This window comes from Raineya sp. (genome assembly GCF_053497555.1).
This window is the reverse complement of record NZ_JBRCWE010000013.1, coordinates 32,448-48,007: the sequence shown is the minus strand read 5'-3', so window position 1 is coordinate 48,007 and position 15,560 is coordinate 32,448. Positions and strand designations below refer to the sequence as shown.

Genomic DNA, 15,560 nt, shown 5'->3' with positions numbered 1-15,560 from the left:
TTTTTGCGTTTGGATAACATTCGTGTCATAGACCAAATGCCAAGAGTATCATTTGTAAATACTACAAGCACTGCTGCTGAAAACAATACAAATGCCCCGCTTGTAGGCGATTGTCGTCCTTTTGTACTTGTAAATATCCCTGTACAAATCAATTTGGCACCCACTGGTAGTGTAGTAGTAGGGCTGAATGTTACGGGTGGTACAGCTATCAATGGGGTAGATTTTGATATAGTTAATTCTACGGTAACTTTCCCTGCGGCAAGTGTAGCTAATCAAAATTTCCAAATCAGAGTGTATGATGACCCTGCTCTTGAAGTGCTGGAAAACGTTACCTTTGACTTAACAATTGTAAGCGGTACAGCTCAAATCAGTTCTACCAACAATACGCATACACTTTCTGTTAGCGATAACGATAATCACCCACAACCTTCTGTTGCGGGAGCTACTTTGTTTTCTGAAAATTTTGAAAGTGGTGCAGCGGCAGGTTGGACACAATATATTTCTTCAGGTGCAGTAAATATTTGGCGTGTGGGTACGCAAAGAGTTCTGAATGGTACAAATAGTGCTTATATTTCCCAAAGTGCTGCCAGCGGAAATTATAGTGCTACTGCTGCTGGTGCCGCATTGTTTCAAACCCCTGTCATCAATGCAACAGCCTATCCCAATAATCAGTTAAGGGTAACTTTTAATTTTCAATGTAACGGAGAAAGAGTGGGAAGTACAGATTATGATTATGGCTCCCTGTATTACTCGCTGGCTTCTTCACCTACTACTTGGGTATTGATAGAAGGGGCTAATCCTTCACCTTACAGAGGAGTTACTACAACTACTGCACGTATGGTGAATTTGCCTGCTGCCTTGCAAGGGCAACAATTTCATTTGGCTTGGCGTTGGGATAATGACAATTCTGTAGCCAACCAACCTGCTTTTGTGATAGATAATATTGTAGTGGAAGCTCTGCCTTATACAGGCGTAACCATTGAAACCAATACCTTTGCCGCTCCCGCAATGGCAAATCGTTTGTATCTGGGTCCCAATTCACTTAATTATGCTTATAACCCTGCTAATGGCAGATTAGTAGCTCGTATAGAAAATACGACTTCACACAACTACGGCTGTACTCAAGTCTATGTAGATAGAGCAGGAACAGGAGCAGTGCAATTTACTACTACACCCGTAGCAGAATATTTGGCAAGTAAAACTATCCGAGTAATTCCTGCAACCAACAACCCATCAGGAGCGTATAATATGCGATTGTATTATACCAATGCCGAAGTAACGGGTTGGGAAACTGCTACTGGTCAGACCCGCACCGCCGCTGTAGTGCATAAATATGCAGGAGCAATTAGTTCGGCAACTATTGGTTCGCCAAGTACTCAAAGCTCTCCCACTTCGCAAGGTACTTTTGGTGCAGATTTTTGGATAGAAGGAGGCTTTGCAAATGGATTTTCAGGTTTTGGTATGGGTTTGCCACCTAACCCTCTACCTGTACAACTCGTTGATTTTACTGCTCAAACTCAGATTGAAAGCATACGTTTGTTGTGGCGAGTAGCCAATGAGCTAAATATAGAGCGTTATGTAGTAGAAAAAAGCTATAATGTCAAAGAGTTTTTCCCTATTGGAACTATCAGTGCTCAAAGTGTAGAAAACTACGAGTTCTGGGATAATAATCCTAAATTTGGTAAAAACTATTATCGTTTGCGTATAGAAGAAGCAGGAAGAATTGCTTATAGCAATATAGTTGTAGCTGAATGGGGAAAAGGAACAACTATTGCTGTATATCCCAATCCTGCCACCGAAAAGATACATCTAACAATGGCAAGTTTTGAAAATACCCCTGTAAATATGCGTTTGATGAATGCTTTGGGGCAAGAAGTTTTTACTGCAAGCGGTAAATTACTGATGAACACTAACTACCAAAAAGAAATTAACATAGCTTCACTTGCAAAAGGTGTCTATATTTTGGAAGTAACTACACTTTCAAGTAAGCAAACTTACAAATTGGTAGTGCAGTAAAAGGCTTAATTTACAAGTTAAGAAAGGAAAGTATTACACAAGCACGTATCTGTGTAATCTTTCCTTTTTTACGCTTAATCCAGACTAATTTATGAGAGAATTTATCCTTGAAAATCAAATCCTAAAGATTTTATCATTATTGTTGCTATAAACGTTTTTCTAAAACAAGTTCTTTTCGTAAAACCAAACCTCATTTCTGTAAAGGTTTTGTAGCAACTCGTTAAAAACTTTCCGCAACGCATCATATTTCGGCGTAAAATTGCTTCATAAAATTGAAATTTTATGAAAAAAATACTTACGCTCTCGGCATTGTTTTGGCTTATTTTTAGCCAAGCCAAAACTCAAAATAAAGTCTTGGTGAAACCCTGTAAAACCTGCGAATGGAAATATAGCGGCTCCGCCTCAAAGCTGGTTACTTACGAAGATACCAAAAAGAAAAAGGTTCTTTTTGAGCTACAAAAAGCTGAAGCTACTTCCATAGATTATACAAAAAGCAGAGGCTACATTGAAATTAAAGCATCTGGCAAATATATGTATGTGGCATTGGCTACCAATGAAGTATTTTTTGAAACAGAGAAAAGCCTGTTTTCAGAAAACGCCAGAATAGCCAATGCTTCAAAAGAAGATGTAGAAAAAAACTTCACTTTCTTGGAAGATAAGCCCAGTAGCGAGCCTTACAACGCTGTTTATGTGATGAAATACAAAAACGGCGTGCCAAGTTCTGTGGAAAAAATATGGGAAGAAAAGGGGTATTATTCCAATTATCCTAAAACCTACAACCAAAAAATGAAGGATAAAAGTGATTTTGCCTTAGCTATCTACGAAACAAGTTTTATGCCTATTTACTTTGATTTTGAGGGTAAAAATATCACTAAGGAGTACCGAGAAGCAATGGGCAAACGCATCAATGACCTCATAAAAAGTAAATACCCCGAAGCCGCTAACCTCAAATGGGAAACAAATAAGCCACTGCCCAACTTTCCCAAAGGTGGCAAATGGAATAAAAAACAAGAAGATGAAAATTTACTAATTTATACTGCTGATGGCAAAAATTATCCTACTCCCTTTATTAGTAAGGGCTACTTAAATAAAACACATTCGGACAATGAGAGTGGTTATGCAGAGGACTTGCTAATCATTGAAACTGCTCAGCAAAAAGGTTTGGGCTTATTGGATACCAAAAACAACTATATAGTAATTGCTCCCGATACTGATTTGATAAATATAGAACTATTAGAAAACATAGTTCTTCAAGGCTCGCCATTGCTGTATTTCTGGACTGCCTACAAAGATAATAACGGCAAATATAAACGAAGGATTTATGGCTGGAGTGAAGGAGATTTGCTCCCCAATAAGAAATATATTGACAAGTTCAATGCGTATAGTACTTGGGAAAGAGCAATTAGTAACTTTTCTAATCTCTATTATGAACCGATGAGTGGTGTTAGGCTAATTTTGAAAGAATACACAGATAAAATGGAAGGCGATAAAGAACTTTTTATTTACCATAGCTTTATAGTTGAAAACAAACAGAGCCTAAAACGCATTGCTCGCCCCGACAAAACATACGGAAAAATTAGTCTTAAAAATAATGCTTCTAATGCTTATCTGAATGGTGCCATTATCAAAGGGCTTGAAAATGTCGTGGAGCATCGTTTTGTAGCCAAACAAAATCTCCTCTTTTGCAGAGCTGATAATAATCAAGTTTGGGTGATTGATGTAAATTCGGGTGAAATTAAGGACAAACTCTACATTAGAAATTTGGATACAGATATTTACAACAATATTGTAAAAAATTCTGAAAAGTACCAGAAAGATGTTTGCGGGAGTAGTGATGGCTCAAATGGGTATCATTTATTTGGCATCTACGACCTTAATACCAAGAAACAAGTACTTCCTGTTAAAAGTTCTTCTATTCATATCAATTCTTTGGGGATTGCAGCCGTCAATTATTGCTCTAATAGTGCTCAACTCTTTAATCTAAATACACTGCAAGAGATAAAAACAAAAAATAAGTATAGATATTTCTGGAAACAAAAGTGCAAAGATGAGAAAACAAACAAAGAAGATTGTTTTCTGGGAGTTTTAGGAGGTGAGGATAGTGATGATAATGTGAACATTAATAAAAATGGCGTAGAGGAATAGTAAATGCTTTTTTATTAGTTTTTGGGAGAAACTATGGAGTAACTAGCCGCTTGTGAAAAAGTATGTAAGTTTTATATTTTCAGTTTTTTATACTTGAAGTTGTATAGGATTTTGAGGGCGATGATGTAGCTCATAGCAACATTATCGCTCTAAACACGAAAAAACATCTTAAAATTCATTTTTTTGGAAAGAAATTTCTATTGTTTCTCTTTAATTTTTTGGTAAACAGAGTTATTAAGGGACGACTAAATATTGATAGAATACAAATTAAAAGGATATTCTACTTTGCTAAGATATAAGCCACAAGAGGGTGCGGCGGCAGAAGCCTTGCTTCGGTCGCGTGCTTTGATGATTTCTTCAAAGTCTTCTACCTTTAATTTTCCTTTGCCTACGTCTAAAAGTGTGCCTACAATGGCTCGCACCATTCCCCAAAGAAAACGATTTGCTGAAACTTGAAAAATCAGCAAGTCTTGCCCACTGATACAATCTCTTTGCTTTTGCCAAAAAGCCTCCATAATTTTACATTTGAAATGAGGCGTGTCGGCTTTTATTTTGCTAAAACTTTCAAAATCTTCATATTGTAAAAGAATTTGCGAGGCTTCTTGCATAGCTTCTATCTCTAATCTTTGTGGAAAGTAATATGCCAAACCTTGTAAAAAGCTATTTTTATGTTGAACAATTCGGTACTGATAAGTTCGCCGAATAGCATTAAAACGGCTGTGAGCCTCTGGGGAAACTTCGTATAGGTTCAAAATACTAATATCGGAGGGTAGTAGAGCATTCCAAGTTCTAAGAATTTGTAAGGGAAGGGGAGAGGAATAATCAAAATGAGCAAATTGTTGCAAAGCGTGTACGCCTGTATCGGTTCTGCCACTGCCTACTATTTCAATTTTTTCTCGCAAGCTCACGGAAAGAGCCTTTTCTATTACTTCTTGCACACTTAAAGCATTTTTCTGGATTTGCCAGCCCGAATACGCCGTGCCTTTGTAAGAAATTTCTATGAAATAACGCATCAGAAAAATAAATTTTTCGTTAATATAGCGAAAAATCGGAGAATATGAAGTTACTCAATCCCTTTCGAAAGGTTTATAGCACGCAAGAAAAAGAAATTTTTGATTTTTTCAAAAATGTAAAACTCTTTGAACGCCTTACTGAAAAGGAAATGGAAGAGTTTTTGCCATTTTTGCATTTACGAGAATACAAGCAAAATGAAGCAATTTTTTTCCGCAACGACCCCTCCCAAGCTCTTTATATCCTTAAAAGTGGAGTGGTAGAACTCAATTTAGACCACCAAGATAGCTTTGAAATGCTTGCTTTGGTAAAAAAAGGATTGGCTATTGGTATCAATGCCCTGATTGAAAATAGCGAAAGGGTGTATAATGCGGTAGTGCGTTCCAAAGAAGCCTGGCTCTACATTATTCCGCAGGTCAATATTTTGGAAATTTTTAGGCATAAAACAATCATTCAAGCCAAAATGATGACCTCACTTGCTGAACTCTACGACGAAAATACTAAAAATTTATTCAATTCGTACAGAAAGCATATTGGGCTTTTCCACTTGGGAGAAGCATATATGAAAACTTTTCAAAGTGAATAATTACCCAACTACTCAATACTCAATACTCAATACTCAATACTAACTACTAACTACTAACTACCCAATACTAAACAACCACCTATGACAGAGAAAGTTAAAGAACTATTGCAAGGCTATTATGCCGTTATTGAGTTGCCTGTTCAATGGGGCGATATGGATTTGGCTCATCACGTAAATAATGTAATGTATGCTCGCTATGCCGAATCGGCGAGGGTAGCCTATTTAGACCTTATTGCCGAAGGCGAAGCGGGCAATTTTGGGACAGGTATAGGTCCTATTTTGGCTGAAATTAACATTCAGTACAAAATGCCATTAGCCTACCCCGATTTGATGTATTTAGGAACAAAAGTCATAGATTTTCCTGATGAGTTTAGCTACACAATGGAAAGCATCATTATCAGTAAAAAACACGAGAGGATAGCTACAAAAGCCATTGCACGCATTGTAAGTTACGATTATCACAAACGACAGAAAGCCGCCACACCGCATTGGATTGTAGAAAAAGTTAGAAAACTGCAAGGAATGTAAATTCAAGCGTTCCTTGCCTCATAAACACTTTTTTCCCAATCATCTAAACGCTTGTTCATTACGGCAAACCAAAGCGGCGGAATAAGTGCCAGAAGTATCATTGTAGGGTAGCCTGCGGGTAGTTGGGGGCTATCCTCAAAATGTCTGAGTATCTGATACCTGCGACTGGCGTAGGCGTGATGGTCGGAATGGCGTTGTAGCTGAAAAAGAAAAAAGTTGCTCAATAGATGGCTGGCATTCCAAGAGTGTAAATGCTCTACGCGTTCATATTTGCCATTTTCAAGCAAACGGCGGGTAATGCCGTAGTGTTCAATATAATTTACTGCTTCTAAAAGTGAAAAACTCAATACACTCTGCAAAAGGTAAAATACACCTACTTGCCACGTAAAATAACCCTGTACAAGGCTTGTGAAAGCTACGAGGGTTATCATCAAAAATAAAGGCTCAACAAGGCAGTTCCATAGTTCGTTTTCTATGCTGTAAGGAGATTTCCCTTTTTTTTCTAATCTTTTTGCCTCAATTTTCCAAGCACTGCGGATACCTCCCCATACACTTTGCCACCAAAATCTGTAAAAACTTTGATTTTTACGGGCAGTAGCGGGGTCTAAGGGGGTAGCGACATTGACGTGATGCCCTCGGTTGTGTTCTATGAAAAAATGTCTGTAAAAAACGGTGTCTAATATGATTTTTGCTAAAATCTGCTCAAAACGACTATTTTTATGCCCCAATTCGTGTGCCACCGTGATACCTACGCCCCCAAGCACCGTCATAGTGCTCAACAAAAAGCCCACATACTCGTAAGTTTGCAAAGTATTCAGCGAAACTGCATAGCAAGCCCATACAAGCAAAGCAACTTGCAAAAAAGCCCACAGATACAAAACTCCTTTGTAGTACCACTCTTCGCTGATTTGTTTTTCAGCCTCTTTGGGAAAATTGTGTTTGTCTATCCCCAAAATAGCATCAAAAATAGGAATAATGCCAAAAGCAAATAGCACAGTGGCATAGTTCCAGATGCCGCCCTGATAGTAGCCCCATACCCACAAAGTAGGTAAAATGAATGGAAATAAGTAGCCAAACTTTTTCATTGCTCTAAAATTTTTTCAAAAATAAAAAACTTATTTCTGAACTACAAGTTTAATTTGTAATTTTTTATTTGTTCATCATTTGTTTTTTATCTCAAATTTTAGCATTATTGCGAAATGAAAATCCTGAAAAACGCTGATTTTTCAATCAACTAAAACTTTCAAAAGCCTTGAAAAACTATTATACCATTCTGGAAGTACCCGAAAGTGCTTCGGTAGAAATGATAAAAAGTGCTTATAGGAACTTGGCAAAGAAGTGGCACCCTGACCTCAATCCGGGTAATGTCGAAGCCGAACAGATGTTTATGGATATAAAAGAGGCTTATTCAGTGCTTTCTAATGCTATTAAACGCAATTTTTACGATTATCAACTTCGCAAGGCAATTCTTGATAAAAAAGTAGAACCCACCTCTTCCACAAAAGTTGGTTCGTTTCGCAAAACAGAAACTACTGCCAAAAAGAATGCTTCGACTCAGGATAAAACCGAAAAAAACGATAAAAAAGAAAAACTATTTCACAATGCCGAAGCCTATAAGAATAGGCTTGATGAGCTAATGCGTAAGCACAACGAACTCATTGAAAAGCAAAAGAAAGCCGCCGAAGAAGCCAAAAAGAAAGAAGCAGAAAAAGAGGAGAGTTTTTATGAAAAATTCAAGCAAAATCGTGAAAATGCGATTTTAGAGCAGAAAATCAAACAACAGCAAGAGCAAGAAGCCAAAGCTAAACAAGAAGAGCAAAAGCAAAAAGAACAGGAGCAAAAAGAAGAAGCCAATATCACACGACCTCAGAAAAATAGAATAAAGGCTATTTTGAGCATTTTAGGTTTCAGAAGCGATTGAAATAAAACAACACAATCTTATGGCAAGCATCAATGTACAAAATCTTTTGAAATGGGTGGAAGAAAACAAAGATTTCTTGAAGCCCCCTGTATGTAATAAAGAAGTCTATCCGGGTGGCGATATGATTGTAATGATTGTAGGCGGACCCAATGAAAGAAAAGACTATCACTACAACGAAACCCCTGAATTTTTTTATCAAATCAAAGGGGATATGACGCTCAAAATCATTGAGAACGGTGAGTTCAAGGATATTGTTATCCGTGAAGGTGAAATTTATTTACTCAATGCCAAAATCCCTCATTCGCCCCAACGCCCCGCAGGAACTATCGGGCTTGTGATAGAAGAACGCCGAAAACCCCAAGATACTGATGGCTTTCAGTGGTATTGCGATAATTGCGGCAACAAACTCTACGATGAGTATTTCAAACTCACCAACATTGAAAAGCAACTCCCCGAAGTATTTGCTAAATTCAACAATAATCCCAACTTGCACAAATGCTCTCGGTGCGGGCATATCTTGCAAATCCCTCAACGGAAAACCGCTTAATTTTTTTATTTCAGCAGTGCAAGAAAGTGGAAGTGGCAAAGCAGACACTTCCACTGCATACCTATCAAAATTTCCTATCTATAAATTTGCATTTCACATAAAAATCTTGTTTTTTTGCACGCTCAAAAATTGTGTGAAATAAATTTCTATCAAAAATGGCTGTTATTGGTAAAATCCGAGAAAAAGCAGGTATTATCGTAGGTGTTATTGCCATAGGTCTGGCACTTTTTATTGTGGGAGATGATTTTTTCCGCTATTTCCAAAAAGGTAAAAAGGGGCAAGAAAAAGTAGTAGGGGTATTTGATGGCAAAGAAATCACCCTTGATGATATAGCCTTAGAAATAATGGAAGCGGAGCGTTATTATGCTACTAATATGCCCCAACAACGCCCCAGCGAAGCCGATTTGATACGCTTTGCTTGGTCTGCTTATTTACGAAAAAATATGCTTAAACCTGAATACGAAGCCTTGGGCTTGCGTGTAAGCGATAAAGAGAAAAAAGCAATGTATGAAGGCGATAGTATTTTTATCCACCCACAGGTAGCCAGTGCAGGGATTTTTCAGGATAGCGTAACTAAAAAATTTGATAAAAAATTTGTAAAAGAATTTTTGAAAAACCTAAAAAACAATCCAGATGTGAAGGCTCGTTGGGAGATGTTTTTAGAAGGGCTTGTAGAAACTCGTATCCAAGAAAAATACTCGGCAATGCTTTCACAGTCGGCGTATGTTACCAAAGCAGAAGCGAAAAGGGAGTATGAAAATCAAAACAATAAGCTCGCACTCAAATATTTTTACGTGCCTTACACATCAATTCCTGATAGTGCCGTAAAAATTACAGACAAAGAATTAGAGGATTATCTGAAAAAGAACAAAAAACGCTTCAAAGCCCCAGAAAGTCGTTCTTTTGAATATGTGATTTTTACCGTTGCTCCTTCCAAAGAAGATACCTTAGAGTTTTCTGATGAGCTTCGCAAACTTGCCAAAGATTTTGCTCTTGCCCAAGATGATTCGGCTTTTGCTGTAAATAAAACCAGAGGTAATGAAAAGAATTTCAAGTATCGCAATCCCAAAGAAATTCCCGATGGTATTTATTCCGAAAATCGTCCTTTGCTCAAAGGAGCAGTTGTAGGACCCTTTTTGCATCGCAATAGCTTTATGATGGTAAAGGTTTCGGATATTAAAGAAGATAGCACTTATTTTGTACGCTCTAAGCATATCCTTTTCCAAGTACCCAAAGGGGCAGATGCCAAAGTAAAAGATAGCATACGCAAAGAGGCGGAAAAATTGCTTGCTCGCCTCAAATCAGGTGAAATTGACTTTACAAAAGCCGCCAAGCAATATGGCAGTGATGGCACGAAAGATATTGGGGGAGATTTGGGTTGGTATGATGAAAAAACAATGGTTGCCCCTTTTAGCAAAGCTACTTTTGGAGCAAAAGAAAAAGGTTTACTTCCTAATTTGGTTGAAACGGATTTTGGCTTCCACATTGTTAGCATTACCGAGCCTAAAACCAATAAAAAATACAAACTTGCCATTATTGAGCGTCCTATTTATGCTACGCAAAACACAACCGAAGAGGTGAGCCTGCAAGCCGAAGAGTTTTTGTTGGGCTTGAAAACTTATGAGGATTTCAAAAAGAAAATAGAAAAAGACCCTAAACTTGTTAGAAAAGTAGCCAAAAAAGTAGCTCCTTATGCACAAGGCGTGGATGGTATCCCTGCCAATGCCAAGCCGCTTATTTCTTGGGCTTTCAACGAGGCAAAAGTAGGAGAGTTCCCTAAAAAGCCTATCCGTATTCCAGAGCAGGGAATGTTTGTGGTGCCTATTCTTACGGCACGCACCGAGCAAGATGAACCTAGTTTAGAGTATTTCCGTGAAACTTTGGAGTATGAAGTACGTAACCTGAAAAAAAGGGAGCAAATCATCAGCAAAATGAACAGCTATGGCAATGTTTCGCTTGATGAGCTTGCTAAAAAATATGCCAGCGGTTTTGTTGTGCAAGAGGCACGCGATATTACAATGCAAAATGCTTCTATCAGCACCGCAGGATATACCCCCGTGGGCGTAGGTACGGCTTTTGGCTTACAGAAAGGTAAAAGAAGCAAACCTATTGGAGATGATAATGGTGTAATTGTGATAGAAGTTACCGAGCAAATGCCTGCCCCTCAAATTGCAGACTATTCACAATACAAAAATAATTTGCTGAATACGCAAAAGCAGAATGTAAGCAATTTTTACTATCAGGCTTTGCAGGAGTTGTATCGTGTAAAAGATTTTACTTACAAGTTCAACTAAAAAAACAAAAACCTACTGAAAAGTAGGTTTTTTTGTTGGGTTATGCGAAAAAAAGTAACATACATCATCTCGGACATAGAAAAAGCCCTTGCTTTTGAGTGGATAGCCGAAACATTGAACTCTGAAAAATTTGAAATCAGTTTTATTTTACTCAATCGCAAGCAAGGTAGTTATTTAGAAAATTGGCTCAAAGCAAGGCAAATTCCTGCATTTTTTGTGCATTATGAAAGCAAAAAGCAACTTTTTTCTGCTTTTTGGAAAATTAGAAAAATTTTGAAAAAAATAGGAACGCAAGTAGTACATTGCCATTTATTTACGGCTTCGCTACTTGGGCTTCTTGCGGCAAAAAGTTTAGGCATTAAAAAACGAATTTTCACCCGCCACCACGCTACTCTTCATCACGAGTATTTTCCAAGAGCTGTTTGGTACGATAGGTTTATCAATGCAATGGCTACACATATTGTGGCTATTAGTGAAAATGTGCAAGAAATCTTAGTGGAAAAAGAAAAAGTTAATCCTAAAAAAATCAGTCTTATTCATCACGGCTTTCGTTTAGAATTATTTGAAAATGTGCCTACTGAGCTAGTAGATGAGTTGAGACAAAAATATTCTTTACGAGGCAAATATCCTGTAATAGGGGTAATTGCTCGTTGGACATATTGGAAGGGTATCCAATACACTATTCCTGCTTTTGCAGAAACTTTACAGCAGTATCCCAATGCTCATCTTGTTTTAGCCAATGCCAAAGGAGATTATACTACTGAAATTGAAAAATTACTTAAAAAATTACCCTCTAATACTTACACGGCTATTGTATTTGAAAATGATTTACCTGCTTTGTATCAGCTTTTTGATATTTATGTGCATACGCCTATAAACCCACAAGTAGAAGCCTTCGGACAGACCTATATTGAGGCTCTTGCGGCGGGTATTCCCAGCGTTTTTACATTATCGGGAGTTGCAAAAGAGTTTATTCGGCACAAGGAAAATGCTTGGGTTGTCCCTTTTCAAAATTCTGAAAAAATTACAGAAGCCATTCAAAACTTACTTCAAAATAATGCTTTACGAAATAAAATCATTCATAACGGCAAGGAAAGTATACAGAATTTGTTTAACTTGCAAACAATGATTGCAAAATTAGAGGGTTTATACGAGTAATAATGCTTACTCCTTTATTTTCCATAATTATTCCAACTTACAACAGAGCCAGCCTCATTACGCAAACCTTACAATCAGTGCTTGAACAACAATTTTCTGATTTTGAGGTACTTGTAATTGATGACGGCAGTACCGATAATACAGAGGAGGTTGTTTTTCCTTTCCTTTCTGAAAAAGTACGCTATTTCAAAATTCCTAATGGGGAGCGTGCCAAAGCCCGCAATTTTGGCATAACCCAAGCCAAAGGCAAATACATTACCTTTGTGGATTCTGATGATTTGCTTTATCCGAATTATTTTCAGACGGCTTACGAATTTTTGCAAAAAAATCCTGATGGTGTATTTTGGGCTTTAAGCTATGAAATGAAAGATGAAAGTGGTAAGGTTTTATTTAAGCAGGTTCATCAAGCCAATGTAGCCCAAACTCTACAATATGGGAATGATTTGAGCTGTATAGGCGTTTTTGTAAAAAAGGAAATTCTCTTACAACACCCTTTTAATGAAGTCCGAGAACTTTCGGGTACAGAAGACTACGAGCTGTGGTTGAGGCTGGCGAGTCGCTATCCTTTACAAGGAATTTCTACTATTTGTGCTTCAATGATTAACCACGATAGCCGTAGTGTTTTGAATGTTAATATTGAAAAACTTGTTAAACGTTTAAATTTTCTTTTACTCACCATATATCAAGATGAGCAGATACAAAATTTTTATGGCAAAAAGGGAGTTGCAAATATAGAGGTTCATTCTTATTTGTATATTTCTTTGCACTTGGCAATGGCAAAAAAGCGGAGAGAGGCTGTGCAGTATCTTATGAAGGCTTTGCGATGCAAGTTTTCAGTTATTTCTACCTATAAGTTTTGGGTAATTATCAAGAAATGGTTTTGGGGCAGTTAGGGACAAAGAAACTGATAATGAGCGGCACGAAACTCACCCAACTTCAAGGCTAATTCTAAATCTTGGCAGATGCTTTCATTATTGGTAATTAAGCCAAATTTTAGCATAGCTCTTTCAAAGTATAATTCCCCCTCTCTAAAACCACTTTTTTCAACTTCTTGCAATATTTGAAAGGTTTCTTCTAAATGCTCTTTTTGATATTTATATCTACTAATTGCCCAATAGAAGCGAAAATCGGGTGAGTTTATTAAATAAGAATTATCAAGTGTAAAAAAAACATTTTTGTAATCTTGCATTTTGAAATGCACTTTGATATACAGCAGTAAATAATCACGGTCTCTTGGTTTTTTTCGCCGAATCAGATTTACAAGACTATCGGCTTTGCGTAACTGATAGGTTTTTAGATAAGTTTGAGCCAGCAGATACATTTCACGAACTTGATATTTTTCTCGGATAGTCAGAAAAATGGCAGGCACAAGTATCAGAATCAAACCAAGAGCTATCCAAAAATTAGCTTTTTTATTGATTTTTTGAATTTCTTGTTGTTCGGCTTTTTGTTCTTCTTGGTACTTGCGAAAAAAGTTCTTGAGAATTTCTACTCTTACTTGTTGCTGGGCTTCTTGTTTTTTTTGATACTCTTGATAGTAATAGCTGTAATTGATTTCTTTTGTCAAGCCTAACTTTACATCATAGAAATGCCTTTTTTGTGTATCGGAAAGTGTATGGTATGCTTCATTGATTTTCTTGAACATTTCTTCGGCTTTGGCATCGTTAGGGTTTTGGTCAGGGTGGTAGCGGAATGCTAACTTCTTGTAAGCATTTTTTATTTCCAGCAAATTTGCCTGAGGCGAAACCCCTAAAATTTCGTAGTAGTTCAAGGTTTTATTTATTTTCTTTCTTCTACAAGTTGATACACCTTGTTGATAACTTCAAAAAATATTTCCAACTTTTCTACTTCAATATTTTCGTAAATGAGCAGATTGAATTTTTTGATAACTCGGCGGGCAATTTCTCGTTTTTCCTTTCCTTTTTCTGTAAGAAATATTCTAACAAATCTTTTGTCGGTTTCGCTTTGTTTTCTGAAAATCAAGCCATCGGCTTCCATACTTTTTAGAGTACGAGTAATGCTACGAGGCTCTAAACCAAACTGGGGAGCGATTTTGGTGGCAGGAGTGCCTTCTTCGGGGTCAATATTGATAAGAATAAAACCCACTGAGGCAGTAATGCCATATTTGCTTCCTTCGGCATTGTACATACGCGATATGGCGTGCCAGGCAAGTTTGATATTGTAATCTACGGACTCTTCAGGCTTGATTTTGGTAGGGGTATGAAGCATTGCAAGCGAATTAGTTTTTACAAAATTACAAAAAAATCACTAAAAGCCAAATAGCTTAAAAGTACAACAACATCACAGAAAATAGCAGTGATGTTGTTGGAAATACCATTGAAGTTTTTTAGAAATTGGGTTGTAACAAATATTGCGTATAAAAATTATCAATCACTTCTACGGCTTCGTCTGCGGTATCTACAAGGCTAAAAAGATTCAAATCTTCGGGATTGATGTTTTTTTCTTGGGCAAGCACGGTGCTTTTGAGCCAATCAATCAGTCCGCCCCAATATGATTTGCCAACCAGTACAATGGGGAAGCGTCCAATTTTTTTGGTTTGAATAAGTGTAAGGGCTTCAAAAAGCTCGTCCAAGGTACCAAAGCCTCCGGGCATCACTACAAATCCTTGGGCATACTTTACGAACATTACTTTACGGACAAAGAAGTAGTCAAAGGTGATGAGCTTGTCGGGGTCTATGTAAGGGTTACTGGTTTGCTCAAAGGGTAAAATGATATTGATACCCACAGATTTACCGCCACGGCTTTTAGCACCTTTGTTGCCAGCTTCCATAATGCCTGGTCCGCCGCCTGTGATAATGCCATAGCCTAAATCTACCAGTTTTGCGGCGATTTCTTCGGCTATTTGATAGTAAGGGTTATTGGGGGTAGTACGTGCCGAGCCAAAAATAGAAACACAAGGACCAATCCGAGCCAGTTTATCAAAACCATCAACAAATTCTGACATTATTTTGAACAATGCCCAAGAGTTGGTACTTTTTATTTCGTGCCAATCTAACTTTTTGAAGGCTTTTTTGATGCGATTTTCGTCTTCCAAACTCAAATTTTCGTCTGACATACAATTTAGGGGTTTAGGTGTTATAGTTTTTCGTGAAAAAACGCTTATAGCTTTCACGAAAGCTATAAGCGTTTGGAAAAGGCTTTGGCAAACCTATTTAAGATTGGCTTTGCTTTTTTCGGTTATTTTCAGCTTTTTGAAGCCATAAACCTACGGCAAAAGAAACTGCCGCCAAACCTAAGAAAAAAGCATAGGCAATGCCTTCGGTCATTCTGAAATCTATCATAAAAGTATGCTTTGAAGTTTCTTTATTTTGTTTGCAAGAAAATAATTTTTAC

At 37.4% G+C, this 15,560-nt stretch carries 15 protein-coding genes; 9 read left to right on the top strand and 6 right to left on the bottom strand.

Annotated elements, in window-relative coordinates:
• A partial coding sequence (locus ACWITO_RS01435; RefSeq protein ID WP_448528230.1) for a T9SS type A sorting domain-containing protein occupies positions 1–2,016 on the top strand: 2,016 nt, incomplete at its 5' end.
• A gap of 282 nt (positions 2,017–2,298) precedes the next feature.
• Complete coding sequence (locus tag ACWITO_RS01430) at positions 2,299–4,161, top strand: hypothetical protein (protein ID WP_448528229.1); 1,863 nt, start codon at positions 2,299–2,301, stop codon at positions 4,159–4,161.
• A 245-nt stretch (positions 4,162–4,406) separates the two neighbouring features.
• Here ACWITO_RS01430 and truA read toward each other — a convergent pair whose 3' ends face one another.
• On the bottom strand, positions 4,407–5,174 hold the full coding sequence (truA, locus tag ACWITO_RS01425) for a tRNA pseudouridine(38-40) synthase TruA (RefSeq protein ID WP_448528228.1): 768 nt from the start codon (positions 5,172–5,174) through the stop codon (positions 4,407–4,409).
• Positions 5,175–5,218: 44 nt separating this feature from the next.
• Here truA and ACWITO_RS01420 point away from each other — a divergent pair, with 44 nt between their 5' ends.
• Positions 5,219–5,758, top strand: a complete 540-nt coding sequence (locus ACWITO_RS01420; RefSeq protein WP_448528227.1) for a cyclic nucleotide-binding domain-containing protein — start codon at positions 5,219–5,221, stop codon at positions 5,756–5,758.
• Between the two features lie 81 nt (positions 5,759–5,839).
• On the top strand, positions 5,840–6,286 hold the full coding sequence (locus ACWITO_RS01415; RefSeq protein ID WP_448528226.1) for an acyl-CoA thioesterase: 447 nt from the start codon (positions 5,840–5,842) through the stop codon (positions 6,284–6,286).
• A 2-nt stretch (positions 6,287–6,288) separates the two neighbouring features.
• Here the strand turns inward: ACWITO_RS01415 and ACWITO_RS01410 are convergent, their stop codons facing one another.
• Positions 6,289–7,371 carry an alkane 1-monooxygenase gene (locus ACWITO_RS01410; protein ID WP_448528225.1) on the bottom strand — a complete coding sequence of 361 codons (1,083 nt, stop codon included), beginning with the start codon at positions 7,369–7,371 and terminating at the stop codon, positions 6,289–6,291.
• A 167-nt stretch (positions 7,372–7,538) separates the two neighbouring features.
• Here ACWITO_RS01410 and ACWITO_RS01405 point away from each other — a divergent pair, with 167 nt between their 5' ends.
• From ACWITO_RS01405 to ACWITO_RS01385, 5 genes are all read left to right on the top strand, one after another.
• On the top strand, positions 7,539–8,207 hold the full coding sequence (locus ACWITO_RS01405; RefSeq protein WP_448528224.1) for a DnaJ domain-containing protein: 669 nt from the start codon (positions 7,539–7,541) through the stop codon (positions 8,205–8,207).
• 19 nt (positions 8,208–8,226) lie between these two features.
• A complete protein-coding gene (locus tag ACWITO_RS01400; protein ID WP_448528223.1) occupies positions 8,227–8,754 on the top strand; it encodes a 3-hydroxyanthranilate 3,4-dioxygenase in 528 nt (175 codons plus the stop codon).
• 155 nt (positions 8,755–8,909) lie between these two features.
• Positions 8,910–11,048, top strand: coding sequence for a peptidylprolyl isomerase (locus tag ACWITO_RS01395; RefSeq protein ID WP_448528222.1), 2,139 nt, complete (start codon positions 8,910–8,912; stop codon positions 11,046–11,048).
• Positions 11,049–11,090: 42 nt separating this feature from the next.
• A complete protein-coding gene (locus ACWITO_RS01390) occupies positions 11,091–12,206 on the top strand; it encodes a glycosyltransferase family 4 protein (protein WP_448528221.1) in 1,116 nt (371 codons plus the stop codon).
• 2 nt (positions 12,207–12,208) lie between these two features.
• Entirely contained in the window at positions 12,209–13,099 is an 891-nt protein-coding gene (locus ACWITO_RS01385; protein WP_448528220.1) for a glycosyltransferase family 2 protein, read from the top strand.
• On the opposite strand, the gene ACWITO_RS01380 is transcribed toward ACWITO_RS01385, so the two are convergent.
• From ACWITO_RS01380 to ACWITO_RS01365, 4 genes are all read right to left on the bottom strand, one after another.
• Positions 13,096–13,977, bottom strand: coding sequence for a DnaJ domain-containing protein (locus ACWITO_RS01380; RefSeq protein WP_448528219.1), 882 nt, complete (start codon positions 13,975–13,977; stop codon positions 13,096–13,098). The two genes, ACWITO_RS01385 and ACWITO_RS01380, sit on opposite strands and share 4 nt — an antisense overlap.
• An 8-nt stretch (positions 13,978–13,985) precedes the next feature.
• Positions 13,986–14,435: a MarR family winged helix-turn-helix transcriptional regulator gene (locus tag ACWITO_RS01375; protein ID WP_448528218.1), complete on the bottom strand. Its 450-nt coding sequence runs from the start codon at positions 14,433–14,435 to the stop codon at positions 13,986–13,988.
• A 118-nt stretch (positions 14,436–14,553) separates the two neighbouring features.
• On the bottom strand, positions 14,554–15,282 hold the full coding sequence (locus ACWITO_RS01370; RefSeq protein WP_448528217.1) for an LOG family protein: 729 nt from the start codon (positions 15,280–15,282) through the stop codon (positions 14,554–14,556).
• A 97-nt stretch (positions 15,283–15,379) separates the two neighbouring features.
• Complete coding sequence (locus ACWITO_RS01365; protein ID WP_448528216.1) at positions 15,380–15,508, bottom strand: hypothetical protein; 129 nt, start codon at positions 15,506–15,508, stop codon at positions 15,380–15,382.
• Between the last annotated feature and the right edge of the window lie 52 nt (positions 15,509–15,560).

Excerpts from the sequence above, each read along its gene's own strand:
- ACWITO_RS01430 (WP_448528229.1), top strand. The coding sequence starts at position 2,299 with ATGAAAAAAATACTTACGCTCTCGGCATTGTTTTGGCTTATTTTTAGC.
- truA (WP_448528228.1), bottom strand. The coding sequence starts at position 5,174 with ATGCGTTATTTCATAGAAATTTCTTACAAAGGCACGGCGTATTCGGGC.
- ACWITO_RS01420 (WP_448528227.1), top strand. The coding sequence starts at position 5,219 with ATGAAGTTACTCAATCCCTTTCGAAAGGTTTATAGCACGCAAGAAAAA.
- ACWITO_RS01415 (WP_448528226.1), top strand. The coding sequence starts at position 5,840 with ATGACAGAGAAAGTTAAAGAACTATTGCAAGGCTATTATGCCGTTATT.
- ACWITO_RS01410 (WP_448528225.1), bottom strand. The coding sequence starts at position 7,371 with ATGAAAAAGTTTGGCTACTTATTTCCATTCATTTTACCTACTTTGTGG.
- ACWITO_RS01400 (WP_448528223.1), top strand. The coding sequence starts at position 8,227 with ATGGCAAGCATCAATGTACAAAATCTTTTGAAATGGGTGGAAGAAAAC.
- ACWITO_RS01395 (WP_448528222.1), top strand. The coding sequence starts at position 8,910 with ATGGCTGTTATTGGTAAAATCCGAGAAAAAGCAGGTATTATCGTAGGT.
- ACWITO_RS01390 (WP_448528221.1), top strand. The coding sequence starts at position 11,091 with ATGCGAAAAAAAGTAACATACATCATCTCGGACATAGAAAAAGCCCTT.
- ACWITO_RS01385 (WP_448528220.1), top strand. The coding sequence starts at position 12,209 with ATGCTTACTCCTTTATTTTCCATAATTATTCCAACTTACAACAGAGCC.
- ACWITO_RS01375 (WP_448528218.1), bottom strand. The coding sequence starts at position 14,435 with ATGCTTCATACCCCTACCAAAATCAAGCCTGAAGAGTCCGTAGATTAC.
- ACWITO_RS01370 (WP_448528217.1), bottom strand. The coding sequence starts at position 15,282 with ATGTCAGACGAAAATTTGAGTTTGGAAGACGAAAATCGCATCAAAAAA.
- ACWITO_RS01365 (WP_448528216.1), bottom strand. The coding sequence starts at position 15,508 with ATGATAGATTTCAGAATGACCGAAGGCATTGCCTATGCTTTTTTCTTA.